This is a genomic window from Phenylobacterium sp. (assembly GCF_004299445.1).
Lineage (GTDB): Bacteria > Pseudomonadota > Alphaproteobacteria > Caulobacterales > Caulobacteraceae > Phenylobacterium.
Genome location: NZ_SCTC01000024.1, coordinates 23,752 through 49,906 on the forward strand (window position 1 = coordinate 23,752; position 26,155 = coordinate 49,906).

General features: G+C 69.6%; 24 protein-coding genes. 16 read left to right on the plus strand and 8 right to left on the minus strand.

The annotated features are described in order from the left end of the window. Positions 1-16: 16 nt before the first annotated feature. Positions 17-1,291, minus strand: coding sequence for a cytochrome P450 (locus EPN98_RS06675; RefSeq protein ID WP_293361787.1), 1,275 nt, complete (start codon positions 1,289-1,291; stop codon positions 17-19). A 215-nt stretch (positions 1,292-1,506) separates the two neighbouring features. Here EPN98_RS06675 and EPN98_RS06680 point away from each other — a divergent pair, with 215 nt between their 5' ends. The 4 genes from EPN98_RS06680 to EPN98_RS06695 all read left to right on the plus strand — a co-directional run bounded on the left by EPN98_RS06680 (position 1,507) and on the right by EPN98_RS06695 (position 6,259). Continuing rightward, a complete protein-coding gene (locus tag EPN98_RS06680; RefSeq protein ID WP_293361788.1) occupies positions 1,507-1,848 on the plus strand; it encodes a DUF3703 domain-containing protein in 342 nt (113 codons plus the stop codon). A gap of 139 nt (positions 1,849-1,987) precedes the next feature. Beyond that, positions 1,988-4,279 carry a penicillin acylase family protein gene (locus tag EPN98_RS06685; RefSeq protein WP_293361789.1) on the plus strand — a complete coding sequence of 764 codons (2,292 nt, stop codon included), beginning with the start codon at positions 1,988-1,990 and terminating at the stop codon, positions 4,277-4,279. Between the two features lie 84 nt (positions 4,280-4,363). Further along, entirely contained in the window at positions 4,364-5,356 is a 993-nt protein-coding gene (locus tag EPN98_RS06690) for an SDR family NAD(P)-dependent oxidoreductase (protein ID WP_293361791.1), read from the plus strand. 84 nt (positions 5,357-5,440) lie between these two features. Continuing rightward, the gene (locus tag EPN98_RS06695; protein WP_293361793.1) at positions 5,441-6,259 is read left to right on the plus strand and encodes a carbonic anhydrase; all 819 of its coding nucleotides are present in this window, start codon (positions 5,441-5,443) and stop codon (positions 6,257-6,259) included. 42 nt (positions 6,260-6,301) lie between these two features. Here the strand turns inward: EPN98_RS06695 and EPN98_RS06700 are convergent, their stop codons facing one another. Then, positions 6,302-7,099, minus strand: coding sequence for a PEPxxWA-CTERM sorting domain-containing protein (locus EPN98_RS06700; RefSeq protein ID WP_293361795.1), 798 nt, complete (start codon positions 7,097-7,099; stop codon positions 6,302-6,304). 55 nt (positions 7,100-7,154) lie between these two features. On the opposite strand from EPN98_RS06700, the gene EPN98_RS06705 reads away from it, so the two are divergent. Continuing rightward, positions 7,155-7,988, plus strand: a complete 834-nt coding sequence (locus EPN98_RS06705; RefSeq protein ID WP_293361797.1) for a hypothetical protein — start codon at positions 7,155-7,157, stop codon at positions 7,986-7,988. 40 nt (positions 7,989-8,028) lie between these two features. On the opposite strand, the gene EPN98_RS06710 is transcribed toward EPN98_RS06705, so the two are convergent. Genes EPN98_RS06710 through EPN98_RS06725 form a run of 4 tightly spaced genes read right to left on the minus strand, consistent with a single transcriptional unit; the run spans position 8,029 to position 12,758 of the window. Then, the gene (locus EPN98_RS06710) at positions 8,029-8,496 is read right to left on the minus strand and encodes a DUF3429 domain-containing protein (RefSeq protein WP_293361831.1); all 468 of its coding nucleotides are present in this window, start codon (positions 8,494-8,496) and stop codon (positions 8,029-8,031) included. A gap of 6 nt (positions 8,497-8,502) precedes the next feature. Further along, on the minus strand, positions 8,503-9,282 hold the full coding sequence (locus EPN98_RS06715) for a TIGR02186 family protein (RefSeq protein WP_293361799.1): 780 nt from the start codon (positions 9,280-9,282) through the stop codon (positions 8,503-8,505). Beyond that, positions 9,282-10,205, minus strand: a complete 924-nt coding sequence (locus EPN98_RS06720) for a sulfite exporter TauE/SafE family protein (protein WP_293361801.1) — start codon at positions 10,203-10,205, stop codon at positions 9,282-9,284. The genes EPN98_RS06715 and EPN98_RS06720 overlap by 1 nt, the downstream gene beginning before the upstream one ends. Positions 10,206-10,238: 33 nt before the next feature. After that, positions 10,239-12,758 (minus strand): tetratricopeptide repeat protein, encoded by a 2,520-nt coding sequence (locus tag EPN98_RS06725; protein WP_293361803.1) that lies wholly within the window; start codon positions 12,756-12,758, stop codon positions 10,239-10,241. Positions 12,759-12,992: 234 nt separating this feature from the next. Between EPN98_RS06725 and EPN98_RS06730 the strand changes: the two genes are divergently transcribed. Continuing rightward, the gene (locus EPN98_RS06730; RefSeq protein WP_293361805.1) at positions 12,993-13,199 is read left to right on the plus strand and encodes a hypothetical protein; all 207 of its coding nucleotides are present in this window, start codon (positions 12,993-12,995) and stop codon (positions 13,197-13,199) included. Between the two features lie 3 nt (positions 13,200-13,202). Here EPN98_RS06730 and EPN98_RS06735 read toward each other — a convergent pair whose 3' ends face one another. After that, positions 13,203-14,846, minus strand: a complete 1,644-nt coding sequence (locus EPN98_RS06735) for a phosphatidylglycerol lysyltransferase domain-containing protein (protein ID WP_293361807.1) — start codon at positions 14,844-14,846, stop codon at positions 13,203-13,205. A 121-nt stretch (positions 14,847-14,967) separates the two neighbouring features. Between EPN98_RS06735 and EPN98_RS06740 the strand changes: the two genes are divergently transcribed. The 6 genes from EPN98_RS06740 to EPN98_RS06765 all read left to right on the plus strand — a co-directional run bounded on the left by EPN98_RS06740 (position 14,968) and on the right by EPN98_RS06765 (position 22,653). Next, positions 14,968-16,173, plus strand: a complete 1,206-nt coding sequence (locus EPN98_RS06740) for an acyl-CoA dehydrogenase family protein (protein ID WP_293361809.1) — start codon at positions 14,968-14,970, stop codon at positions 16,171-16,173. A 12-nt stretch (positions 16,174-16,185) separates the two neighbouring features. Further along, positions 16,186-17,400: an acyl-CoA dehydrogenase family protein gene (locus EPN98_RS06745; RefSeq protein WP_293361811.1), complete on the plus strand. Its 1,215-nt coding sequence runs from the start codon at positions 16,186-16,188 to the stop codon at positions 17,398-17,400. 56 nt (positions 17,401-17,456) lie between these two features. After that, positions 17,457-18,659 (plus strand): acyl-CoA dehydrogenase family protein, encoded by a 1,203-nt coding sequence (locus EPN98_RS06750; protein ID WP_293361813.1) that lies wholly within the window; start codon positions 17,457-17,459, stop codon positions 18,657-18,659. 144 nt (positions 18,660-18,803) lie between these two features. Next, complete coding sequence (locus tag EPN98_RS06755) at positions 18,804-20,006, plus strand: acyl-CoA dehydrogenase family protein (RefSeq protein ID WP_293361815.1); 1,203 nt, start codon at positions 18,804-18,806, stop codon at positions 20,004-20,006. Positions 20,007-20,159: 153 nt separating this feature from the next. Next, the gene (locus EPN98_RS06760; RefSeq protein WP_293361817.1) at positions 20,160-21,365 is read left to right on the plus strand and encodes an acyl-CoA dehydrogenase family protein; all 1,206 of its coding nucleotides are present in this window, start codon (positions 20,160-20,162) and stop codon (positions 21,363-21,365) included. A 199-nt stretch (positions 21,366-21,564) separates the two neighbouring features. Next, positions 21,565-22,653 (plus strand): acyl-CoA dehydrogenase family protein, encoded by a 1,089-nt coding sequence (locus EPN98_RS06765; RefSeq protein ID WP_293361819.1) that lies wholly within the window; start codon positions 21,565-21,567, stop codon positions 22,651-22,653. 186 nt (positions 22,654-22,839) lie between these two features. Here the strand turns inward: EPN98_RS06765 and EPN98_RS06770 are convergent, their stop codons facing one another. Further along, positions 22,840-23,286 carry an endonuclease domain-containing protein gene (locus tag EPN98_RS06770; RefSeq protein ID WP_293361821.1) on the minus strand — a complete coding sequence of 149 codons (447 nt, stop codon included), beginning with the start codon at positions 23,284-23,286 and terminating at the stop codon, positions 22,840-22,842. A gap of 333 nt (positions 23,287-23,619) precedes the next feature. Between EPN98_RS06770 and EPN98_RS06775 the strand changes: the two genes are divergently transcribed. The 4 genes from EPN98_RS06775 to EPN98_RS06790 all read left to right on the plus strand — a co-directional run. Beyond that, a complete protein-coding gene (locus EPN98_RS06775) occupies positions 23,620-24,117 on the plus strand; it encodes a hypothetical protein (RefSeq protein WP_293361823.1) in 498 nt (165 codons plus the stop codon). Between the two features lie 56 nt (positions 24,118-24,173). Next, positions 24,174-24,842, plus strand: a complete 669-nt coding sequence (locus EPN98_RS06780; RefSeq protein ID WP_293361825.1) for a hypothetical protein — start codon at positions 24,174-24,176, stop codon at positions 24,840-24,842. A gap of 45 nt (positions 24,843-24,887) precedes the next feature. Continuing rightward, positions 24,888-25,865: a hypothetical protein gene (locus tag EPN98_RS06785; RefSeq protein WP_293361827.1), complete on the plus strand. Its 978-nt coding sequence runs from the start codon at positions 24,888-24,890 to the stop codon at positions 25,863-25,865. A gap of 70 nt (positions 25,866-25,935) precedes the next feature. Next, positions 25,936-26,155 (plus strand): hypothetical protein (locus EPN98_RS06790; RefSeq protein WP_293361829.1); only part of this gene is annotated, 220 nt, incomplete at its 3' end.

The window sequence follows — 26,155 nt, forward strand, 5'->3', positions numbered from 1 at the left end:
GGTGTCGGCGGCGCGCCTAGTTCCGCTTGGGGATGATCACCGGGAGGGTTTCGTAGCCCTTCACGAAGGTGGAGAGCGAGCGCTTGGGCTCGGCGGTGACGACGACCTCCGGGAAGCGCTTGAGGATCTCCTCCCAGATGATCTGGAGCTGGAGTTCGGCCAGCCGGTTGCCGACGCAGCGGTGGATGCCGAAGCCGAACGAGATGTGCTGGCGTGGCCGTTCGCGGTCGATGATGTAGGCGTTGGGGTTGTCGATCACCGTCTCGTCGCGGTTGCCCGAGACGTACCACATGACGACCTTGTCGCCCTTGCGGATCGTCTTGCCCTGGAACTCGACGTCCTCGGTGGCGGTGCGGCGCATGTGGGCGAGCGGCGTCTGCCAGCGGATGGTTTCGGAGACCATCGAGGAGATCAGCTCGGGGTTCTCGCGCAGCTTCCTGTACTGGTCGGGGTTCTGGTTGAGCGCCAGGATCGAGCCCGAGATGGTGTTGCGGGTGGTGTCGTTGCCGCCCACCGTCAGCAGCACGACGTTCCCGAAGTACTCGCGCGGCTCCATGTTCCGGGTGGCCGGATTGTGGGCCAGCATCGAGATGAGGTCGCCGGCCGGGGGCGCGTTGACCTTCTGGTTCCAGAGGCCGGTGAAGTAGGCGTGGTATTCGCCGAAGATCGCCATCTTCTGCTCGAGGGACTCCACGATGCCGCCGGGCATCGGGGCGGCGGTGACCACGTCGGACCAGTAGGTGATCTTGCGGCGGTCGGCCTGGGGCGCGTCGAACAGGGTGGCCAGGGTCATGGCCGTGAGTTCCTTCGAAACCAGGTCGACCCAGTCGAACTCCTCGCCGATGGGCAGGCTGTCCAGGATGGCGGCGGCCCGCTCGCGGATCTGCGGGGCCATGGCATGGAGGGCCGGCGGGGCCACGCCCGGCGAGACCACCTTGCGCTGGATGTCGTGCTTGGGCGGGTCCATGGCGATGAACATCGGCAGCGGGTCCATGTTGGACTGGCCGCCGGCGATGGTGATGCCGCCCTTCATGAAGTCTGACGAGAACCGATGGTGGTCGGTGTCGATCGCCATGATGTCGTTGTACTTGGTGATCGACCAGTAGGGCCCGAACTCGTGCTCCTCGGTGTAGTGGACCGGGTCCTCCTTCCGCAGGCGCTCGAAGATCGGCCACATGGCGTCGGCCTGGAACAGCTCGGGTTGGGCCGGATTCAGCTTCTCGATCGGCAGCGACCAGGCCTCGGCCTTCGCCTGTTCCTTCGTGATCTGCGCCACGTGTCCGTCGGCCATCGAATAGTTCCTCCCGGGATTTCCGATAGTGAACGCCGATCAGGAACGTTTGACCAGGGGAAAGGCGCGGGTTTGTTCTCACTCATCTGCAAATCCGCAGAGGCCTGCGGCGAACTCGCGGATGGCGCCGCGGGTGCAGGAAGCGCAACCTTGGCGGCCATGACCGAGCGCCTCCACCACATGGCCTTCCGATGCCGCTGCTCCGGCCTGACCTCATGAAGCGAACCCCCGAACGCCGCGCCGCCTTCGCGCGGGAAGCCGCCCTCGCCCGTCTGGCCTATGTGGACGGCGACCTGGACGAGGCGTTCCGCCTGCTGGAGCGCGCCCATGTGCTGGGCCAGCCCTGGGCCGGCGCGCACAGCTGGACCCATTGGATGATGCTGAGGATCGGGTGGCGTCGCCGCGACGGCCGCGAGGTGGCAGGCCAGTTGCTGCGGCTGGCGGCGGGCGGACTCCTGTCGATCCTGGGCCGCCTGCCACACGGCAACACGGGCGGCGCCAACGTGCCGGCCACGCGCCCGATGCCCCCGCCGCCGGACCTGTCGCCGCTGGTCTGAGACGCCCGTCCCGACCTTGCACGCCCGCCACCCGCGTGGAGCGCGAGAAGGCGGGCTGACCCGCACTGCGGCTTCCAACCTCGCCGCCACGGGCCTAGCCTGAGCCCAACCGGTCGAACATATCGGACGGGGGGAAGCGATGAAGCGTGCTGCACTGACGATACTGGCGGCGTGGCTGGCCGGAGCCGCGGGCGGGGCCGCGGCGGCGGAGACGCCGTACCGCGCCGAGGTGTTCCGGACGGCCTATGGCGCGCCACATGTGGTGGCCCGCGACTATGGGAGCCTGGGCTACGGCGCGGGGTATGCGGCGGCCCAGGACAACTACTGCGACTTCGCCGAGCGGATCATGACGGTGCGCGGCGAACGCGCGCGCTACCTGGGTCCCGGCGAAAAGGACGCCAACGTCGTCAGCGACATCTATCACCGTGGCCTGATCCAGTCGGGACGGCTGGAGAAACTGCTGGCGGGCGACGTCCCGGGCGGCCACAAGCCATCGGCCGATGCGCGGAGCCTGGCCAGGGGCTTCATGGCCGGCTTCAATCGCTATGTGGCCGACGTGGGCGCCGACAAGATCCCGGACGCCCGCTGCCGTGGCGCGGCCTGGATCCGACCCTTCGACGAGACCGACTACTGGCGCACCGTGATGGCCGGGCAGCAGCCGACCCTGATGGCCGGCGTGGCGGGCGCCGCCCCGCCCGGGGTTCCCGACCTGGCGGCGCCCCAGGGGCCCGCCCCGCGCTCGCCGGTTCCGGAGGGCCAGGGCAGCAACGCCTTCGCGCTGGGCCGCGAGGTGACGAAGTCCGGCCGCGGCGTCCTGCTGGGCAATCCGCATTATCCGTGGGATGGCATCAACCGCTTCGTGCGGATGCACTTCATCATCCCGGGCAAGCTCAACTTCGTGGGCGCCGGGCTCCAGAACAGCCCGTCCATCGGCATCGGCCACAACGCTCATGTGGCATGGACCCACACCGTTTCGACCGCGCGCCGGTTCGGCCTGTTCGAACTCACGCTCGATCCCAAGGACCCCACAGCCTACCTCTTCGAAGGCCAGGCGGTCCCCATGGATCGGATGGACGTGACCATCCAGGTGAAGACGCCCGAGGGGCTGAAGCCGGTCACGCGGACGGCCTATGCGACGCGCTTCGGCCCTGTGGTGGAGACGCCCACCAACCCCTGGACGAAAGAGCGGGCCTTCGCGGTGCGAGATGCGCCTGTCGACCTGCGGGGGCTCGATCAATACATGGTCATGTGGCGAGCCCGGAACGTGCGCGAACTGCAGGGGGCGCTCAGCCGCTTCCAGGCCGCCGGCTTCAACACGACCGCAGTGGATGCGAAGGGCAAGGCGTTCTACGGCGATATCGGGCCCCTGCCCTTCGTGACCGACGCCAAGGCCGAGACCTGCGCGATCTCGGAGACGGCGCGGACATCCTGGAAGACGATGCGTATCCCGATCCTGGACGGATCGAAGGCCGCCTGCGACTGGGACAGCGACCCCAAGGCGGCGACGGCGGGGATCTACCCGCCGCAGGCGCTGCCGCAGATCTTCCGCGACGACTTCACCTCGAACTCGAACGACAGCTACTGGCTCACCAATCCGAAGCAGCCGCTGGAGGGCTTCGGACGCATCTTCGGCGAGGAAAGGACGGAGCGCTCGCTGCGGACCCGCCTGTCGCTGAAGCTCATCGAGGATCGCGTGGCCGGCGTCGATGGCCTGGGCGCGCCGAAGTTCGACCTGAAAACCGTGCAGGGCGTCCTGTTCAACAACCGCAACCTGGGCGCCGAGCTGACCCGTGACTCCCTCGTGGGCCTGTGCCGGCGCGCCGCGGCGGGCGCGAACCCGGAGCTGGCCGACGCCTGCGCCGCGCTCGCGGGCTGGGATCTCAAGCTCGACCTGGACAGCCGCGGGGCGCACGTCTTCCGCCTGTTCGCCGAGAAGGGCGGCCTACGCTTCAAGGTCCCGTTCGACCCGAAGGACCCGGTGAACACACCGCACACCCTGGACGTGGACGACCCGCGGGTGCTGAAGGCCCTTGTGGACGCGGTCGCGCAACTCCGCGCGCTGAACATCCCGATGGATGCGCCGCTGCGGGCCGTGCAGACCGAGCCGCGCGCGAACGGCGAGCGCATCCCGATCCACGGCGGGCCGGGCCCGGAGGGCATCTTCAACGTCATCACGCCGGTGAACCTGGTGGCCGAGAAGGGATGGACCAAGATCCGCCACGGCTCCAGCTGGATCATGACCGTCGAGTTCACGCCCAAGGGTCCCGTCAGCCAGGGCGTGCTGTCGTATTCCCAGTCCAGCAATCCGGACTCGCCGCACGCGGCGGACCAGACGCGCCTCTATTCGCAGAAGGGTTGGGACGACCTGCGTTTCACCGAGGCGGCCGTACGCCGGGACGCGGTCTCGAAGACGGTGCTCGTGGGTCGCTGAACGGGGCCGTTGACGTGGGGTGACGGATTACGTCGCCGTCGCCCGGGGCTATCGTCGTCCCAACGAAAGACAGGGAAGAGCGTCATGAAGGATTTCGCCGGGAAGTTCGCGGTGGTCACGGGCGGCGGCACGGGCATGGGCCGCGAGTTGGCGCGCCAGTTGATCGCCGAGGGCTGCAGCGTCGCCATGTGCGACGTGTCGGACCGCGCAATGCAGGAGACCATCGCGCTGTGCCAGGCCGACGGCGTCCCGCAGGGCGCCCGGATCACGGCCCACATCGCCGACGTGTCCGACGAGCAGGCGCTGATCCGCTTCCGCGACGAGGCGGCCAAGCTGCACGACACCGAGAAGCTGCACCTGCTGTTCAACAACGCCGGGATCGGCGGCGGCGGCTCGATCGTGAACGACGACCGGGCCGAGTGGGAGCGGACGTTCAACGTGTGCTGGGGCGGCGTCTACTATGGCGTGCGCACCTTCCTGCCGATGATGCTGAACGCCGACGAGGCGCACATCGTGAACACCAGCTCGGTGAACGGCTTCTGGGCCAGCCTGGGCCCCAGCGTCTCGCACACGGCCTATGCGGCGGCGAAGTTCGCGGTGAAGGGCTTCACCGAGGCGCTGATCACCGACCTGCGGCTGAATGCGCCCCACATCAAGTGCTCGGTGGTGATGCCGGGGCACATCGGGACGATGATCGCGGGCAACTCGCGCCGCGTGATCCGCGGCGTCGACGACAGCACGCTGAGCGCCGAGGAGATCGCCCGGGCGCGGACGCGCATGGCCCGGGCCGGGGTCGACGTCAGCCAGGTTCCGGACGCCGCCATCCAGGCCATGGCGGACGAGCAGGCGCGACGGTTCCTGGAGAATGCGCCCACCACGGCGGCCGAGGCCTCGAAGATCATCCTGGACGGGGTGAAGGCCGAGCGCTGGCGGATCCTGGTGGGCGACGACGCGCACAAGATGGACGCGCTGGTGCGGGCCGATCCCGAGCAGGCCTACGAGCCCGCCTTCTTCGAGGTGCTGGCCAAGGAAGTGGGCTGGCAGCTGAACGGCATCGTGTCGAACAGGGCTGACTAGTCGCAGTTCGCGACGCAACGGCGTCACCGCATCTTAGGGTTTATGAGGTCTGATCCCCGCGGAATTTGATCACGGGGATCGGACATGACCGACCTTCATCGCCGCAAGCTGATCCTGGCGCTGGGCGCCGGCCTGGTCGCCGCGCCGGCCTATGCGCTGGCCGAAGGGGGCGTCGAGCACGCCGCCGAGGCGCCCAAGCCGCGTCCCAAGCGCAAGCCTGCGCCGAAGAAGCCTGCGGCCCCTGCCCCCGCCGCAGACCCGCACGCCGCGGCGGGACACGCCGCCGAGCCGTCCATCCCGCCCGAAGAGGCGATGAACCGCCTGATGGCCGGCAACGCGCGCTATTGCGCCGGGCTGTCGGCGCACCCGAACGCCAACGCCGTGCGCCGAATCGAGGTGGCCGCCGGCCAGCGCCCCTTCGCGGTGATCCTGGCCTGCGCCGACAGCCGGGTCCCGCCCGAGCTGATCTTCGACCAGGGCCTGGGCGATCTGTTCGTCGTGCGCGTGGCGGGCAATGTGGTGGACGACGCGACGCTCGCCTCCATCGAGTATGCCGTGATCCACCTGGGTTCGACCCTGATCATGGCCCTGGGCCACGAACGCTGCGGGGCGGTCAAGGCCACCGCGGAGGCCCTGGCGGGCCGCGGATCACCCGATGACAAGGACACGCGCATCGGCGCGCTGGCCGCCCTGATCAGCCCTGCCGTCCGCGCCGTGCCGGCCGGCGCCGCCGACCCGCTGGATGCGGCGGTGTCGCTGAACGCCGCCCACGCCGCGGCCGAGATCTTCGCGGGCTCGCGCCCGCTGCGCACGCGGGTGCTGGCGGGACAGCTCAAGATCGTCGCCGCCCGCTACGACCTGGACGACGGCCGGGTGACGCCGACGAAGTCGCAGCCGGTCTGATCGACAGCGAGATGAGCGACCCTCCCCTCGGAGGGTCTCCCGTCAGGCGTAAGCGAGGCGGCGACGCGTGCGCAGCATGGCGCCCGCTGCGCCGAAGCCCAGGATCATCATCGTCCAGGTGGCCGGCTCAGGCACCGCGGCCTGGATGCCGCCGATCCGGATCTGGCGGATGTCGCCGATCGTACCGTTCGCGGCGATGCTGAAGAAGTCGATCATCTGGCCGTCCAGCGTGCCGGCGTTGAAGAACCCGTTGGCTGGGATCCCGAAGGTTTCCTGGAAGACCTCGCCCTGTGTGTCGACGAAAGTCAGCGTCACCTCGGTCGCCGTTCCGCCGAAGAGACGGAACTCGGTCTCGTTGAAAGCGAGCGCAGGATCGGAGAGGTCGAAACCCGCGAGTTGGCCGGCAAATCCGCGGAACGTGAACGTGCTGCTGAGGAAGCCATCGGCGGCGTCCAGCCGCGCCTGACCGCCTGACGGCGCAAGCGTCTCACCGCCTTCAATGGTCACGAGCGTGCTCGTCTGGTTGGTCTGGCCCTCAATCGCGAGACCCGCAGGCGGGTTGTTGTTGAAGAGCAGGTTCTCGTCGGGCTGAAGTACGCCGGCGCCTACGTTGATGACGATCGAGGCCGCGGCGGGCCAGGCGCCGGCCAAAGACAGAAAGGCGGTGATCGCCGCCACGGAACGAAGACGCGGATTCATGGAAAACTCCCCAGGCCCATCGCCTGCGACCGCTGCAACCGACGGGGGGCGCGTCTTGTTCCAGATTGAATCGAGCAATCGCGAACTCTCGATGTCGTGCGCCGCGCGGCGCGGGCACGCAAAGCGCGCCCGCCGGCGCAACCCCTGGCCCCCATGGCGATTAAGCAGCTGAGGGACCGCTCGCGAGGACTACGACATGGCGTCAGACGACGATGCGCGCCCGTCCGGGGGATTCCATAGCTATGCCGACGATACGCCACGGGACGAACCGGCCGACCACGCGCCCATAGCCGCCGGCTGGTCGGACACTCCGGCGTGGCGGCGCAGCGAAGCATCGCCCGAACCGCGGCTCTGGCGTTCGCCGCTGGTCGCCAGTTGCGCCGCCGCCGCCCTGATCGCCGCCGGCGTGGGCTGGGCCACCCTCAGCGACGGCGATCCGGCCCGAGGTTCGGCGGCTCCGACGGCCGGCCCCCAGGCGCCGGCCCAGGCGCCGCTGCGGGTGGTGGTCGCCGAACCCCCATCGCCCGCCCCGATGGCTCCGGCCGCCGAACGCCTGCAGGTCCTGCCGCCGCCACAGACTGACGCCTTGACTATGGTGACGCCGCCTTCGCCGATCGTGATCCCCTCGCCGATCGCGATCCCCGCGGCGCCGTCGGCGCGCGTCGCACCCCGGCCGCCCCCCGCGCCGCCGATGCCTCGCGAAACGCCGAGCGCGGCCGAGACGGCGCAGGCGGCGGTCGGGCGCACCTCGCCTGAGCCTCGTCGCTTCGACGCCTGCCGCGACGCGCCGACGCCGGCCTACGAGATGGTCTGCAACGACCGATGGCTGGCGCAGGCGGACCAGCGGATGAAGCGCGCCTATTCCGCGGCGCTGGCGGCCGGCGTGCCGCCCGACGCGTTGCGGCGGGACCAGGAAGACTGGCTGGCCGTGCGCGAGGACGCGGCGCAGATCTCGCGCCAGGCCGTGGCCGACATCTACCGCCAGCGGACCCGCGAGCTGTTCGCCATGGCCGACGGGGGCCCGCCGTGAGGAAAGCGGGGTCGAACGCGCGGATCGGGCCGAACGGCGCCTAAGCGCTCATCGCCTTTTCGAGCGCCAGGGCCAGCGAGACGCAAGCGGCGGCGGTGACCGCGGTGGACAGCACCGGATAGCGCGAAGGGGTGTCGGGGGTCTGGTGGTCGAACAGCCACTGGACGAGGAACGCCGTCATGAACCCGCCGATGATCCAGGTGTCGGGGGCCGAACCGCGCGCCAGCAGGATCACCCACGCCGCCACGGCGCACAGCGCCGAGAACGCCTGGCGCATCCAGCGCGGTTCCGGCTCGCGGGTTTCGAGCCCCCATCGCACGCCGCCCAGGAACGAGAGCACCGCTGTGGACCAAGCCAGGAGGCTGGTCAGGGACGCACCCGCGAGCTTGGGGGGGCCAAAGCTGAAGAGCAGCGACGTGACCGGGAAGGGCGACAGCGCCAACAGCGCGATGGCCCAAAGCGCTACGGAAGGGGACTCCGCCCTGGAGGCGGGCCGCACGTCATCCATGAGCAATCAGTCTCTCCGGAATGCCGCCGAGGCCGCCCAACCGGCCGCCAGCGCGAACGCCATGGCTGCCAGACCATATGACCATGGCCTTGAATGGGCCCAGACGTAAAGAGCCCGTTCGACGCCGACCTTCTCAACCGTGAGCGTCCGCGAGCGCCGCGAGACCGGCTTGCCGTCCTGGAAGAGCAGGATGTCGGCCCTGTAGACGCCCGTCGGCGCGCCCGTGGGCAGGGCGATCTCGGCGCGGAACAGACCCCGGTCGACGAACCGAACGCCGCGCCCGTCCTCATGGTAGAGGCCGGCGTTGGTCTTCAGCCGGACGACGGCGCGGCGCCAGTCGTAGTAGTCGGCCCCCAGGCGGCTGACGACCATGTCGCGCACGCCATAGCGAGTATCGACGCGCTGCTCTTCGGGAGCGTTGATGGTCAGGTGATCCAGGCCTGCGCCCAGGCGGCGCAGCACGCCGAAGTTGGCGATGTCCTCCAGCGGCCGGTTCGAGGCGGCGCGGTAGAAGCCCGGGGCGCCGCGGAACACCACCGGGCGGCTGTTGAGCCATACGCCGGCCACCTTCTGCTTGCGCGTGAGCCGGACGGGCTGATCGGGGCCGCGGACCAGCACGACCACGTCGGCCGGCCGCGTCCCGGTGTCGAACACTGCGCCATAGAGAACGATGCGCGCGCCGCGGAAATCGGACTTCACCTGGACGTTGGTGGTGGTGAGCGCCGCCGAGATCGCGGCGGGCGCGACCGCGGGCGGTGGGGCGGGCGGGGGAGCGTCGATCGCCATCAGCCCCCCATCCCCGACAGCAGGACAAAGGGCTCTTCCGGCGCGAAGAAGAGGCCAAGCCCCATCCGCAGGCCCACGGCCAGCACGATGAGGGCCAGGATCGCGCGCAGCTCCTCCGCCCGGAAGCGGGACGAGGCGCGGGCGCCGAACTGGGCGCCGACGATGCCGCCCACGATCAGCAGAAGGGCCAGCACGATGTCGACCGTCTGGTTGCGGCCGGCCTGCAGAACCCCCGTGAGCGACGAGGTGACGATGATCTGCAGCAGACTGGTGCCCACCACCATGCCGGCGGGCATCCGCAGGATGTAGACCATGGCCGGCACCAGGATGAAGCCGCCGCCCACGCCCATGATCGCCGACAGGATGCCGACGAAGGCGCCCAGGCCCAGCGGCGGGATCACGCTGATGTAGAGCCGCGAGCGAGGGAACCGCATCTTGAGCGGCAGGCCGTAGAGCCACACGGGCCGGCGGTCGCGGCGCGGCGGCGCGGGATCGCCTCGCCGGCGGCGCAGGATCGCGCCCACGCTTTCACGCAGCATCAGCGCGCCGATGACGCCCAGGAACAGAAGGTAAGAGATCGAGACCACCAGGTCGGCCTGGCCCAGCAGGCGCAGCCAGCGGAACAGCTCGACGCCTGCGATGGAGCCCACGACACCACCCGCCGCCAGCACCGCGCCCATCCGCAGGTCGACGGCGCGCCGCCGGCTGTAGGCGATGACGCTGGACATGGACGAAGCGGCCACGTGATTGGCCATCGAGGAGACGGCCACCGGCGCCGGAATCCCGAGAAACACCAGCATCGGGGTCATCAGGAACCCGCCCCCGATCCCGAACATCCCAGAAATGAAGCCCACCAGGGCGCCCAGCGCCACGATGAGCGGGGCGTTCACCGCGACCTCGGCGATGGGAAGGTAGATGTCCACCCTGAGCGCCCTAGGCTGGCGCGAGGGGCAGCGTCAATGCTGTCCCAGGTCGCGCTGGTACGCCGCCAGGGCGATCCGGTAGGCCTCGCTGGGCAGACCATCCGTCGGACCATCGTAATAGCCCTGGCGCGCGAGCACGAGTTGGGTCTGGCGCACGTTGAGCGAGGCGGCCGGCCGGGGCGCGGGCGCCGGGGCGCGCGCAGCGGCCGGCGCGGCGGGCGCGGGCTTCAGCTGATCCAGCGCCTTGCGGGCCTCGGCGTCGCCGCGGGCGGCGGCCAGCCGGAACCAGTAGCGGGCCTGGCTGTCGTCGCGGGGCACGCCGCTGCCCGACTGGTAGAGGAGCCCAAGGTTGAACTGGCTCTCCACGACGCCGGCCGCGGCGGCCTTGCGGAACCATTTGGCGGCGCCGGGCAGGTCCTGCGCCCCGCCCTCGCCCCGGAACAGATACACCCCCAGGTTATGCATCGCCTTCACGTCGCCCTGCTCGGCGGCGAGCGTGGTGAGGCGGCGAGCCTCGACCGGGTCTTTGGGCAGGCCCGCTTCCCCGCCGTCGTAGAGCTGGGCGAGGTAGATCTGAGCCTGAACGTGGCCGCCGTCGGCCAAGGCCTTCAGCTTGGCCAGCGAGCCGGGGAGTCCCGCCTCGATCTCGGCGCGAACCTCGGCGAACACCGGGCCGGAAGGCGTCGCGGTCGTGCTGTCGGTGACCAGGCCCGGGCCCAGCACCATGGCGGCGCGCGGGTTTCCCGGCAGCGGCGGCGCGGCCGCGGTCTGCGGCGCCTGGGGAGCCTGGGGGGCGCCCGGCAACTGCATCAGGGTGAGCCCGGCGGCGCCCACGCTGAGGAACGCGGCCCCGCCCGCCACCATCAGCGCGGTCTGCAGCGCCGAGTTCGGCGCCCGGCGGGGCTTCATGTTGAAGCCCTGGAAAAGCCGGCCGGTGGCGCGGGCGCCCAGCTGAGCCCGAACCTCGGCGGCGCGCGCCTTGGCGGCGCCAGGGTCGATGGCATCGGCCTGGCGGGCGGCGTCCTGGGCGGCGCGGGCGGCGGCGCGGGCGCGGTCGATCACCTCGCGGGTGGAGAGCTGCGGCGTGGGCTCGGGCGGCTCGGCCTCGAACAGGTCGTCGTCGGCCAGCGGCGCGAAGGCTTCCGGCGGCTCGGCGTCGGGCACATCCAGGTCGAGGCGGCGCCACGGCGGGTCGATGACCTCGACCTGGTCATCCTGCAGCGGCTCGGCGCGCGAGAACAGTTCGGCGCCGAAGGCGACGGTGGGGGTCTCGGGTTCGGGTTCCGGCGGCGGGCCCAGGGCGGCCACCAGATCGGACAGGCTGGTCAGCGCGCTTTCGGGCTCGGGCTCGGGCTCGGGCTCGGGGGGCTGACCCAGGACGGACGGCGCCTCAAAGGCCTCGGCCACGGCGGCAGGGGCGGACTCGAAAGCCGGCTCGGGTTCAGGCTCCGGCGCGCTGGCGACGGCCGGGCGAGCGGCCAGCGAGTCGCTGACCCGCGCGAAGTCCGCCGAGAGCTTCTCGAAGCTCTCGGCCTGGGTCTGCTCGGCGCGGGCCAAGCGCAGTTCGACGGCTCCGGCGATGCGCGCCACCTCGGTCCCGACCTGGTCGATGGCCTCGGCGCTGCGGTTGTCGACGTCGGTCAGCTTGCGGCCGACGGCCTCGGCCATCGCCAGGACCTGGCGACCGATGTCCTCGACCGCCTGGGCCGAGCGGCGCTCGGCGGCCTGGACCTGCTGAGCCAGGGCGGCGAAGCGCGCCTCGACCGCGCCGCCGGTGGCCGAAGCCAGCGCGTCGGCCACCTCGGCGCGGACGGCGTCCACGCGCTGGGTCAGGGTGTGCGCCAGCGTCTCGAAGCGCTGATCGATCGCCTGCCCGCCGCCGCGCTCCACGGCGCCGACACGGCGGTCCAGGCCCGCGAGCGAGCCCTTCAGGTCTTCCAGCGCCGCGGCGGTGCGGGCCTCGGCCATCGCCAGCCGGTCGCTCAGCCGCTCCAGCACCGTCTCGACCAGATGCTCGGGCTCGCCGTCGGCAAGCCGCGTCTCCATCATCCGGATCGCTTCGGCGGAACGCGGCCCGGCGGGTTCCGCCTCGAAGCGGCGGCGCCACTCGCTGTTGTCCCGGACCTCGGCCTGGGTTTCGGCCAGCAGCCCCTCAAGTCGGACGGCGGCGGCGTTCTGGTCGCGTTCGGCGGTCTCGATGCGGGCCAGCGCCTGGCGGACAGAGTGTTCGACGCCGTTGATGGCCAACCCGGTGCGGGTCTCGGAGGCCTCGATCCGCGCGGTCAGGCGATCAAGAGCGGATGCGACGCGCGCGAGATCCGGAACCGTTGGCGGCGACGGCGGCGAGATGGCCCGCAGACGCGGCGCCTCCGCGCGGAACGCACGGTCGGCGAACTGGGCCTCGGCGGTGACCTCCTCGGGAACGTCGTCCTCAAGGATGACCCGGTTCAGCCACTCGCCCAAGGTCATGCCCGAGCGCCGGGCAAGGTCCTTCGCGACCTCGCGGGCCTTCGGGTCGATCCCCTTGACACTCCAGGGCGCCCCCGCGCTCATCCGAATCGCTAGCTCCGTGCAGCCTTTAGGCTAGAGACCGATTCCTGGGGTGTAAACGAAACCCTAACGCTACATATGGTGTGCGATGTCTGTTCCTGTGGATGGCGCGCCCGCCTGGGGGCCCGGCCATCGGCGCGGTGTCCGGATCGACCTCGGACCGCCAGATGGCCTCTCCTCAAAGGGCTTGAGCATTCACCGGTTCAAGCGAACCGGCGAATGCTCTAGGGCTCGGCCATGACCGCAGGCCTGCTCTTCGCCATCGCTCTCGGGCTCTTCGCCATGGCCGGATTCGCGGGCTGGCGCGGCGCACGTCCGCCCAACCCGATGAAGGGTCCCCGAATGATCCCGTGGCGGCCGATCATGGTGCTGTGCGCCACGGCCGCCATCCTCTGCGTGGCCACCGCCGAGCGGATGGCCGGGATCGTGCCGCCGGGGCGTTAGGGCCTACTCGTCGTTCTTCTTGGGGCGCTTGGCGAGACCCGCCACGCCGCCCGACGAGAGCAGCCCGGCGTCGGCCATCAGGCGCGGGATGGCCCATTTGCGCGGGGCGGCCACGAAGCGCGGCTGCCAGGTCGGGTCGTACTTGGACTTGTAGTGGCGCACGCCCTGGAAATTGTAGATCTCCTCGCCGCGGTCGAAGATCAGGCGGCCCACACGGCTGAGGGCCGGCGCCAGGGGGCGGTCGTCTAGGCCCGACAGCGGGGCCATCCCGAAGTCGAAGGCGCCATAGCCCTGGGCGCGGCCCCAGTTGATGAGTTCGACGAACAGGAAGTCCATGATCCGTGGCGGCCCCTCGGGCACGAACCGCATCAGATCGATGGAGAAGGCGGCGCGGTTGGCCACCGGCCAGATATTGGCGAAGGCGATGATCCGGCCCTCCCAGCGCACGACCGCCAGCGGGAACTCCTGGATGTAGCGGTCGTGGAAGCCGCCGAGGGAGAAGCTCTTGTCCCCGCCGGCATGCGTCTCCAGCCAGGCGTCGGAAATGCGCCGCAGGTCGGGCATGAGGGGCGCGATGTCGGGGGGCTGAACGACCTCGAAGGTCGCTCCCTCCTCGCCGGCGCGGCGCCAGGCGCGGCGCAGATTGCCCCGCTTGGTGCCCTCGATGGTGAAACTGTCGAGAGGAGAGACCGCCCCCTCCCCCATCTTCTGGATGGCGAAGCCCAGCTCGACGATGTCGGGCAGATCGTCGGCGTCGATGTTGTAGAACCCGGGCCGCGCGGCGTGGGCGTCGGCAAGTTCGCGGAACCGCCAGAGCAGTTCCAGCCGCTCGTCCCTTCGGCCCACCGTCGAACCCAGGGCGATCCAGCTGCGGCCGCGCACGCCGAACATCAGGAAGCTCTCGCCCGAGTTCGAGAACAGGAACCGCTTGTCGCCAAGCAGCGCCAGATTGGAGGTGGGGCGGGCTACCTCGGCCTTGGCCAGGATCGCCCGGACACGGTCGAAGTCGGGATCCTCTTCGCCGACGATCGGCGGCGTGGCGGCCGAACCCAGCAGGCGCCAGACGCCGAACGCGAAAAGGGCGATGGCCGCGCCGCCCCAGGCGCGCAGCGAGCGGGCCGCATCGGCGTCCGCCATCACCTGCCACCACGGCAGGTCGCCATAGTCGGCGTTCTGGAACGACCACAGGCCGATCATGCCGGCGCCCACCACGAAGGCGGCGGCCGAGAACAGCCAGGCGGGCGTGACCTCCATCCGGTTCAGCGCGGCCTTGCGCGGAAAGGCGAAGTGGAAAGGCGCCAGCGCCAGCGCAAGGCCCAGCAGCAGCGCCGTCTCCTCCCAGACGAAGCCCTTCACCAGGCTGAGCGGGGCGGCGATCAGCAGGGTCACCAGGGTGGCGGCCCAGGCCGCGTCGAGCCGGGCCCGCAGGCCGAACGCCAGCATGACCAGAACCAGGCCCAGCACGCTGGACATGAAGTGGCTGATCTCGATCAGGATCGCCGGCTCGAACTCCATCAGCCGGATGAAGCGGCTGGGGATCGACGGAGTGGCCGCGGAGGCAAGCAGCAGCACGCCCGCCGCGAGGGTCAGCAGGGCTGCAGTCCAGGGCGCCGCGGCGGCGACGGCGGGATGGCGAAGGAGTCGCATCGAATCCATTCTATAGGCGACGTACCGTCAGGTCCGCTCAAACAGACGTTTAATCTGGCTTTGCCCTGCCGCGGGCGGACGCTAAGCTCGGTGCCTCACAACACGACTTTGGGAGATCGGTATGGCCGACTTCGGCGCCACGGACCTCGACGCCTTCGCCAAGGGGGTGCGTGCGGAACTGGAGGCGATGTATCCGGCCGAGCTGCGCGACCCCAAGGTCAAGACCGACCCCGAGGCGGTCTGGGGCGGGCGGGCGTTTGAAGGATCGGACGACCCGCAGTCGGTCTGGATGCGGCGGATGGCGGCCAAGGGCTGGACGACGCCCACCTGGCCCAAGGAATACGGCGGCGGCGGACTCTCGGCCGCCGAGGCGCGGGTGCTCGAGCGCGAGATGGCGGCGGGCAAGTACCGGCCGCCGGTGCTGGCGTTCGGGATCTGGATGCTGGGCCCGGTGCTGCTGGAATACGCCACCGAAGAGCAGAAGCAGATCCACCTGCGCCGCATCGTCAACGGCGAGGTGCGCTGGTGCCAGGGCTACTCCGAGCCGGGCGCCGGCTCGGACCTCGCGAGCCTGGCCACCAAGTGCGAGGACAAGGGCGACCACTGGCTGATCAACGGCTCGAAGATCTGGACGAGCTATGCCGATAAGGCCGACTGGTGCTTCTGCCTGGTGCGGACGGACACGTCTAAGAAGCATGAGGGGATCAGCTTCGTGCTGATCGATATGGCCTCGCCGGGCGTCGAGACAAGGCCGATTCCGCTGATCAGCGGCGAGAGCCCATTCTGCGAGACGTTCTTCACTGACGTGAAGATCCCCAAGGAGAACCTGGTCGGGCGGGTGAACGGCGGGTGGGAGATCGCCAAGCGGCTGCTGCAGTACGAGCGCCAGAACATCTCGGCCGGGTTCGGCGAGGGCGGGTCGGCGGGCGGCGCATCGGGCGACCTGGCCAGCATCGCCCGGCAGTACGGGGCCGACGGCGACGTCGACCTGCGCCGGCGCATCACCGAGAACAAGATGAACTTCGCCGCCCTGCGCCACACGATCGCGCGGTCGGCCGCTGAGAGCCGGGCCGGCAACGGACCGTCGGCGGCGACGTCGATCATCAAGTACGCCGCGGCCGAGTTCGCCAAGGAGCGGTCCGAACTGATGATCGAGGCGCTAGGCCATCAGGGCCTGGGCTGGGAGGGCGAGAGTTTCCAGACGCCGGAGATCGTGGCCACCCGCGGCTGGCTGCGGACCAAGGCCAACTCGATCGAGGGCGGGACCTCGGAAGTGAACCTCAACGTGATCGCCAAGCGGGTCCTGGGCCTGCCGGATCCCAAGTAAGGAGCTAGCGTGATGGCCGACTTCGGCGGGCACGACCTGGAGGGCTTCCGGGCCGAGGTGAAGGACTGGCTCGAAGCCAACTTCCCCAAGTCGCTGGCGCACGACGCCGCCGCGCAGCTGGCGAAGCTGCAGGCGCGCCCCGAGAGCGAGGACGCCCTGAAGTGGCGCCGCGCCCTGGGCGCCAAGGGCTGGGGCACGCCGACGTGGCCGGCGAAGTACGGCGGCGGCGGGCTCTCCCGCGAGCAGGCGCGCGTGCTGGCCGAGGAAATGGGCAAGATCGGCGCCCGCAACCCGATCGGCGGCATGGGCGTGTCGATGTTCGGCCCGACCCTGCTGGAATACGGCAGCGAGGAGCTGAAGCACGAGCACTTCCCGGGCATCGTCTCGGGCGACGTCTGGTGGTGCCAGGGCTATTCCGAGCCGGGCGCAGGTTCCGATCTTGCAAGTTTGCAGACGCGGGCCGAGGACAAGGGTGACCACTTCCTAGTAAATGGTTCAAAAATATGGACTTCTGGAGCCCAATACGCCGATCGATGCTACTGTCTTGTACGTACCGATACCTCAAAGAAGCATGAGGGGATCAGCTTCCTGCTGATCGACATGAAGGCGCCCGGCGTCGAGGTGCGGCCGATCCTGCTGATCAACGGGACGTCGCCGTTCTGCGAGACGTTCTTCACGGACGTGAAGGTGCCGAAGAGCCAGCTGTTCGGGCCGCTGAACGGCGGCTGGACGATCGCCAAGCGGCTGCTGCAGCACGAGCGGGACGGAATCGGGGCCAGCCTGGGCGCCGGCAACATCGGCGGCGCCGTGAGCGTGCCGACCGTGATCGAGGCGGCCAAGGCGAACGTGGGCCTGGACGACAGCGGCCGGCTGGCCGACCCCGACCTGCGCCGCCGGATCACCGAGCACCTGATGGAGAACCGGGCCTTTCAGCTGACGGTGCGCCGCCAGCAGGACGACGCGCGGGCCGGCAACGGGCCGTCGAACCTGGCCGCGGCCATGAAGTACGCCGGCGCCAAGATCGCCCAGGAGCGCAACGAGCTGGTGCTGGAAGGGCTGGGCCACCAGGGCCTGGGCTGGAGCGGCGAAGGCTTCTCCGAGGGCGAGCTGGCGGCGGTGCGCAGCATGCTTCGGTCCAAGGCCAACTCGATCGAGGGCGGCAGCTCCGAGATCAATTTGAACGTCGTCTCAAAAAGAGTGCTTGGCCTTCCCGATCCGAAGTCGTGAAATATGCCTGATTAGAAAGAGCGGTATTTAGCCGACTAGATTTCAGGGAGGATCCGATGGCCGATTCCGGCGGCAGCGCACTCGACGCCTTCCGCGCCGAGGCGCGCGAATGGCTCGAGGCCAACTATCCCCAGTCGCTCCGCGACGATCCCCGCGCCGGTGAGCGCGCGATGGTGGGCGGCTTCAAGCCCGAGGGCGACCACCTGCTGTGGAAGCAGCGGATGGCCGAGAAGGGCTGGGGCACGCCGACGTGGCCGAAGAAGTATGGCGCGGGCGGCCTCTCCCCCGCCGAAGCCCGCGTGCTGCAGCAGGAAATGGACCGCATCGGCGCCTACAACCCGATGGTGGGCATGGGCCTCTCGATGTTCGGCCCGACGCTGCTGGAATACGGCACCGAAGAGCAGAAGCAGCGCCACATCCCGCCGATCGTACGGGGCGAAATTCGCTGGTGCCAAGGGTATTCGGAGCCGGGCGCAGGTAGTGACCTCGCCTCTTTGACAACAAAGTGCGAGGACGCCGGAGATCACTGGAAGATTAACGGCCAGAAAATCTGGACGAGCGGTGCGCAATACGCTGACTGGTGCTTCTGTCTTGTTCGCACAGACACGTCGAAGAAGCATGAAGGCATCAGCTTTGTTCTGATCAACATGCATCAACCTGGTGTCGAGACGCGGCCGATCAAGCTGATCGCCGGCTCTTCGCCCTTCTGCGAGACGTTCTTCACCGACGCGCGCGCCGAGAAGGACGACATGGTCGGGCCGCTGAACGGCGGCTGGACGGTGGGCAAGCGCCTGCTGCAGCACGAGCGTTCGGGCCAGGGCGGCGGCCGGATGACCGGCGGGGCCAAGGTCTCGGCGATCGCCAAGAAGTACGTCGGCGTCGACGAGCAGGGCCGGATCGCCGACAGCGACCTGCGCATGCGCATCGCCCAGAACGAGATGGACGCCCGGGCGCACGCGCTCACCATCGAGCGCGCCCGTGAGGAGTCGAAGGGCAATGTGAACCCCTCGGCCGCCACGTCGATCATGAAGAACTCGGGCACCTGGATCGGTCAGACCCGCGCCGAACTGCTGCTCGAGGTGATGGGCCATCAGGGCCTGGGCTGGAGCGGCGACGACTTCAGCCGCGAGGAGATCGAGGCGGTGCGCGGCTGGCTGTCGGGCAAGGCCTGGACGATCTTCGGCGGTTCCCAGGAGGTGCAGTCGAACATCGTCAGCAAGCGGATCCTGGGGCTGCCCGACACGACGCAGAGCTCGTAACGCACGCTTGAAACACGTCATGGCCGGGCCTGTCCCGGCCACCCAGAAGCGCCGCCGCCCAAGGATTGCCTGCAGCGCTCGCGTTTCTGGGTCCCCGGGACAAGCCCGGGGATGACGATCAATATCTTATGGTGGGGACTTCCGATGGCCGATTTCGGTGGACCTGATCTGACGACCTTCCGCACCGAAGTGCGCGCCTGGATCGCGGCGAACTTTCCGGCGTCGCTGAAGGGCAAGGCGGCGCCCGAGGGGCGCGAGCTGACGCCCGACCAGGACGCCTGGCGCAAGGCGATGGGCGACAAGGGCTGGGGCACGCCCACCTGGCCGACGGCGTACGGCGGCGGCGGGCTGGGCAAGGCCGAGGCCCGGGTCATCGCCGAGGAGCTGGTCGCGGCCGGGGCCTACAACCCCATCGGCGGCATGGGCGTGATGATGTTCGGCCCGACGCTGCTGGAATACGGCAACGAGGAGCAGAAGCAGCGCCACATTCCGCCGATCGTGAAGGGCGAACTGCGCTGGTGCCAGGGGTTCTCGGAACCCAACGCGGGATCGGACCTCGCCAGCCTGCAGACCAAGGCCGTGGACGCGGGCGACCACTATGTCGTCGACGGCGGGAAGGTGTGGACCAGCGGCGCGCACACCGCCGACTGGTGCTTCTGCCTGGTGCGGACCGACAACACCAAGAAGCACGAGGGCATCAGCTTCCTGCTGATCGACATGAAGAGCCCGGGCGTCGAGCCCCGGCCGATCCTGCTGATCAACGGCACGACGCCCTTCTGCGAGACCTTCTTCACCAACGTGAAGGTGCCGAAGGAGAACCTGGTGGGGCCGCTGAACGGCGGCTGGACCATCGCCAAGCGGCTGCTGCAGCACGAGCGGCAGGGGATCTCCGGGGCCAACAACGCGGGCGCGCCGGGGGTGCTGCCGGGGCCGGGCGTGATCGCCTGGGCCAAGCAGCATGTGGGCGTCGAGGACGACGGACGGCTGGCCGATCCCGACCTGCGCCGCCGCCTGACCGAACACCTGATGGAGGAGCGCGCGTTCCAGCTGACGGGGCGCCGCGCGGCCGACGAGGCGCGGTCGAACTCGGGGCCGTCGGCGGCGACGTCGGTGCTGAAGAACGTCGGTTCGAAGGTGCGTCAGGACAAGGCCGAACTGGCCGTCGAGCTGCTGGGCAGCCAGGGGCTGGGCTGGGAGGGCGACGCGTTCGACCCGGCCGCGCTGGGTGCGACACGGGCGTGGCTGCGCGGGAAAAGCGGCACCATCGCGGGCGGGTCGTGGGAAGTGCAGCTGAACATCATCTCGAAGCGGATTCTGGGGCTGCCCGAGGCGACGCAGTCGAGGTAGTCTCCCGCCCCTTGAAACGCGTCATGGCCGGGCCTGTCCCGGCCACCCAGATACGCCGGCGTTCGGGAATTACCTGAGGCGCCGGCGCTTCTGGGTCTCCGGGACAAGCCCGGGGATGACGATCGAAATATTGAACACGAAGGAATTTTGAGAATGGCCGATTTTGGCGGCACGGATCTGGAGGGCTTCCGCACGGAGGTCCGGAGCTGGGTCGAGGCGAATTTCCCCGCTTCGCTCAAGGGCAAGCCCAACCCGATGGCGCGCGAAGAGCGCCACGACCCGACCCCGGACCAGGAAGCCTGGCGCAAGGCGGTGGGCGAGAAGGGCTGGGGCACCCCCACCTGGCCCAAGGCCTATGGCGGCGGCGGCCTGTCGAGCGCCGAGGCGCGCATCGTGCAGGGCGAATTCGCCCGGGCCGGCGCCTACAACCCGATCGGCGGCATGGGCGTGATGATGTTCGGCCCGACGCTGCTGGAATACGGCACCGAGGCGCAGAAGCTGGAGCACATTCCGCCGATCTGCCGCGGCGAGATCGCATGGTGCCAGGGCTTCTCGGAACCGGGCGCGGGCTCGGACCTGGCAAGTCTTCAGACCAAGGCCGAAGATAAAGGTGACCATTTCGTCATCAACGGTCAGAAAATCTGGACGAGCGGCGCGCAATGGGCCGACTGGTGCTTCTGTCTTGTTCGCACGGATACTTCGAAGAAGCACGAGGGCATCTCTTTCGTGCTGTTCACGATGCATCAGCCGGGCGTGGAAGTGCGGCCGATTCCTCTGATCGCCGGCTCCTCACCTTTCTGCGAGACCTTCTTTACCGACGCCATCGCGCACAAGAAGGATCTGGTCGGCCCGCTGAACGGCGGCTGGACCATCGCCAAGCGCCTGCTGCAGCATGAACGTTCGGGCCTCACGGGCGCCGGCGGCGGGCTGGGCTCGGGCGGCAAGCCGCTGGAGCAGCTGGCCAAGGAATACGTCGGCCTGGACGAGCAGGGCCGCCTGGACGACCAGGACCTGCGCACGCGGCTGGTGACCAACGCCATGAACTGGCGCGCCTTCCAGCAGACCGCCGTGCGCGCGATGATGGAGGCCAAGGGCAACTCGGGCCCCTCGTCGGCGACGTCGATCATGAAGAACGCCGGCACCCAGCTGATCCAGGAGCGTCACGAGATGGCGCTCGAGATCATGGGCCACCAGGGCCTGGGCTGGGAAGGCGACGCCTTCAAGCGCGAGGAGCTGGAAGCCGTGCGCGGCTGGCTGTTCGGCAAGGCGTTCACGATCTTCGGCGGCAGCCAGGAAGTTCAGTCGAACATCGTGTCGAAGCGCATCCTGGGCTTGCCTGACCTTACGCAAGCGAACTGAGAGTAACGCGGAAAACACGCGCGCTTTAAACGTCATGGCCGGGCCTGTCCCGGCTACCCAGAAGCGCCGCCCTCGGGGATTAGCCTGAGCGGCCGGCGCATCTGGATCCCCGGCACAAGCCCGGGGATGACGAGCAACAATTCGAATTGAAACGCAGGGCCTCAGGCCCGCACGGATTAGACGAGAGGAAGAATTACAGATGGCCGTTCTTACCGAAGAACAGAGCATGCTGCGCGACGCGGCCAAGAGCTGGGTGCAGGAGAAGTCCCCGGTCACGGCGTTCCGGAAGATGCGCGATAGCGGAGTCGAGATCGGCTACGACGTCGCCGCCTGGAACGAGATGGCCGAGATGGGCTGGGCCGGGGTGATCATCCCCGAGGAATACGGCGGCTCGAACTTCGGCTACCTGAGCCTGGGCCTCGTGCTCGAGGAGCTGGGCCGCACGCTGACCGCCTCGCCGCTGATCGCCTCGGGCCTGGGCGCCGCCTCGGCGCTGATCCTGGGCGGTTCCGAGAGCCAGAAGGGCGAGTGGCTGCCGAAGATCGCCGACGGCTCGGTGGTGGCGGCGCTGGCCGTCGACGAAGGCCCGCACCACAAGCCCGAGAAGGTCGAGGCCACCGTCTCCGGCGGCAAGCTGACCGGCAAGAAGGTGTTCGTGCTGGAAGGCATGGCGGCCAACGTGTTCGTCGTGTCGGCCAAGGAAGGCGGCAAGATCGAGCTCTACCTCGTGAAGGCCGACGACGCCGGCGTGAAGCGCACCAAGCTGAGCCTGGCCGACAGCCGCGGCGCGGCGAACGTCGAGTTCAACGGCGCGGCGGCCGACAAGCTGACCGGCGGCGCCGAGCTGCTGGAAAAGGTGCTGGACCGCGCGCGGGCCGGCATCGCCGCCGAGATGCTGGGCGCGGCCACCCAGGCGTTCGAGGTCACCCTCGACTACCTGAAGACCCGCGTGCAGTTCGGCCAGGTGATCGGCTCGTTCCAGGCGCTGCAGCACCGGGCGGCCAAGATGTTCACCGAGCTGGAACTGGCCCGCTCGGCCGTCGAAGCCGCGCTGACCGCGATCGACAACGACAGCCCCGACGTGCCGGAACTAGTCAGCCTGTCGAAGGCCAAGATGGGCGACACGTTCCACCTGATCTCGAACGAGATGGTCCAGATGCACGGCGGCATCGGCATGACCGACGCGCACGACGCCGGCTTCTACCTGAAGCGGGCGCGGGCGGCGGAAGCGGCGTTCGGGAACCAGGCGTATCACCGGGATCGGTACGCGAAGATCCAAGGGTATTGAGGCGCCTGCCCGCGTTAGTGGGCTGAGGTGTTGAGGTTATGGAGCCCCGTCGGTCGTGAGACCGGCGGGGTTTTCGTTTGGGGGTAAACGCCCTGCCGGCCGCCCGCCCCCTCCACCATCGGCTCTTCGGCCGATGGTCCCCCTCCCGCCGCTTTGCGGGGGAGGTAAGGCGCGGGAGGGGTGTCTTTACCTCCCCCGCGAAGCGGTGGGAGGGGGACCGCTCGCCGAGCCCGGCCTTGGGCCGGGCGTAGAGCGAGGGGTGGAGGGGGCGGGCCGCATCCGCTGACGTTCCGCTGCGCGGCGGAGGATGCCGTCCACGACGTTATCGAGGTCGTGATAAACGCTCGACGCCGGGATGCGGAGGACCTCGACGCCCTGTTGCTTCAGCCAGGCGTCGCGGGCGTTGTCCTTGGCCTGGGCTTCGTCGTGCCAATGGGTTCTGCCGTCGATCTCGACCGCGAGCGCGGCGGACGGACAGTAGAAGTCGAGGATGATATTACCGAAGGGGTGCTGACGGCGAAACGTGGGCTTGTCGTCGCTCCGGCCGCGCAGGCGGGTCCAGAGGATCACCTCGGGCTCCGTCATCGCCTTGCGCATCGTTCGGGCGCGGGTGGTGATCAGTCTGCGTCGCATGTCGTGCCGGCCGCTCGCCCCCTCCACCATCCGCTCTACAGCCCGCTGGCGCCGGCTTCGGCGGACGGTCCCCCTCCCGCCGCTTTGCGGGGGAGGTATGGAACATATTGGGAACACGTGAGGGTTGGTCAAGCGCCCACTCTGGGCCCTGAAACCCATGGACGGAGTTTGCCTGCCGGGTCAGGCGTCTCAAGGACGAGCGCGCAGCGCTCGCCGCGGGGCGGCGCGCCGGAGGCGCGTCCTTGACACGCCTGGCCCGGCAGGCTCGCAATCAACCATGGGATTTAAGGGCGGGAGGCGCCCTGAAAGGGTGCGTAAGCTAGGAGCTTAAACATGGCGGAGTTTCCATTGGCGCCGGAGGGCGACTTCGACCCCCGGCCGATCCTTCGAAAATTCCTGATCGCCTTCCAGACCCTTCTTGAAGAGGTCATCGCGCTAGAGCCAGGCGACCTGATCGAGGCCGACCTTCATCCGTTCGTCGTCAGGGCTTTCCCATCCATCCCTCCCCAACTCAACCTGATGCACAGCACACTTGAGGCTTGGTGGGTGCCTCAGCAACTGACTGTGCATGGTCTCGACGGCACTCAACTGGCGCTGAAGCTAGCGCTAGTTGGTGCACGCAATCGCGAGTTCAACGCGGTGCGCGGCCCACGACTGACGGCGGCTCCTGCCCCGCGGGGAGCCGGACGAGGGATCTTTCGGCGTGTGCTAGAGGCAATAGACATTCCGTTCGAAAGCCTCGCGGCCGCTCTCGGGGTTGGCGACGCCGTGGCCGAGTTCAAAAAGGTGCTTGAGAAAGCGATTCCGTCTGACTTCGCTGAAAACCGATGATCTCCTGAACCTTTCCTGCGTCCGCATCTGACGCAGCGCCCTGCCACCCTTCCCGCATGCCCGACCGCTTCCCCTTGCACTCGCCCGCCCGTGAATGGCCGATCCCGCCGATGGACAAGGCGGCGGGGTGGAAGGCGAGCGCGTTCACCTGGGAGATGGGGGAGTTGATCCTGCAGCGGATCGCCGAGGGGGAGAGCGTGCGGGCGATCACGGCGCATCCGGCGATGCCGGCGTACTGCACGGTGTTTCGCTGGATGCAGTTCGTGCCCGAGTTCGGGGCGGCGGTGGCGGAGGTGCGGGGGCATCTGGCGCAGCAGCGGCAGGCGCTGGCCGACGCCTGGCGGCATGCGCGGGGGCGGCGGCGGAACGGGGCGGGTCGGCGCGAGCAGGTGTCGGCGCAGGCGCTGGGGCGGCTGCTGGACGCGGTGCGGGACGGGGCGTCGGTGAGCGCGGCGGTGGCCGAGCCCGGGGCGCCGTCGTTCAAGGCGCTCTATTCACGGGTGCGGAAGTGTCCGGCGTTTCGCGCGGCGTTCGTGGACGCGTGCGAGTGGCGCGACATCGGGCTGGAGGCCGCGCGGGAGGAGGCCCTGGACGGGGTGTTCGTCACCGGCATCCCGGCGGCGAACGCGGCGCTGCGGGCGATCGACGGGCGGCGCGGGCGGCTGCGGCCGAAGCTGTACCGGCGGCTGCGGTCGGGGCCTTCCCGTACCGGCGATATGCTCTAGCCTGAAGCCGGGGCGCCGGTCGGCGGGCCGGCGGGGGGTGAGATCGTGAGACATGACGTCGGGATCGCTGCGGCCGCCGCCGCTCTGGCGCTGGCGCTCGCCGGGGCCGGGGCCGCGCGCGCCGCGCCGCCGCCGCCCGACCTGAGCGGGCTGTGGAGCAACGGGTCGCTGACCACGCTGGAGCGGCCAAAGGACCTGAAGGCGCTGGTGCTGACCGAGGCCGAGGCGGCGGCCTATGAGGCGAAGCGGCGCGGCAAGCCGCCCGAGATCGAGGACGACGTGGGCGGCGCCGACTCCGAATGGTGGGAGCTGGACCACGGGCTGGGGCGGGTGCGCGGACAGGCGCGGACCTCGTGGATCGTCTCGCCGGCCGACGGCAAGCTGCCGTTCAACGCCGCGGCCAAGGCGGTGAACACGGCGCGGATGGCCGGGCGAAAGGGGCCGACGAACAACCCCGAGGAGCGGGGCCGGACCGACCGCTGCCTGCCGGGGACGGCGGCGGGGCCGCCGATGCTGAACGGGGTGTACAACAACAACTACACGTTCGTGCAGACGCGCGAGGCGCTGGTGATCCACGCGGAGTACTTCAGCGACCTGCGGATCGTGCGGCTGGAGCCCGGGGCCAAGCACCCGCCGCCGGCCGTGCGCCGCTGGCTGGGCGACTCCATCGGGCGGTGGGAGGGCGCGACGCTGGTGATCGAGACCACCAACTTCACGCCGCTGGAGGTGGACGCGCCGCCGGGCGGCGACCCGGCGGCCGACATGGTGGTGACCGAGCGCCTGACGCGGCTGGGCCCGACCCGGCTCCACTATGCGTTCACGGTGCGCAACCCGGCGCGGTTCGTCATGCCGTGGCAGGGCGAGATGGTGATGCAGACGGCGGCGGGGCCGATGTTCGAGTACGCCTGCCACGAGGGGAACTACTCGATGACCAGCATGCTGGCGGCGGCGCGGCAGGCGGAGGCGGCGGCGAAGGCGGCGGGGGCGACCTCCGAGGGAACGCCTGGCCCTTCGGCGCGTTGAGCGTACGGGGCCACGGCGCGAGCATTTGCGGCGGGCGGCTCAGTACGTGGAAATACGGGGAAGAGAACCAATGCGCATTGCTATTCTGGCGGCCTGCGGGGCCGCGGCGCTTTCGATGAGCGCCTGCCAGCAGAAGGTCGAGGCTCCGGCCGCCGACGCCGCCGCCACCACCGCGGCCCAGGACGCCGCCGCCAGCGCCAACGCCGCCGCCGCCAACGCCGCGACCGCGGCCGGCGCCGCGGCCGACGCGACCACGGATGCGGCGGGGGCTGCGGCCAACACCGCGGCCG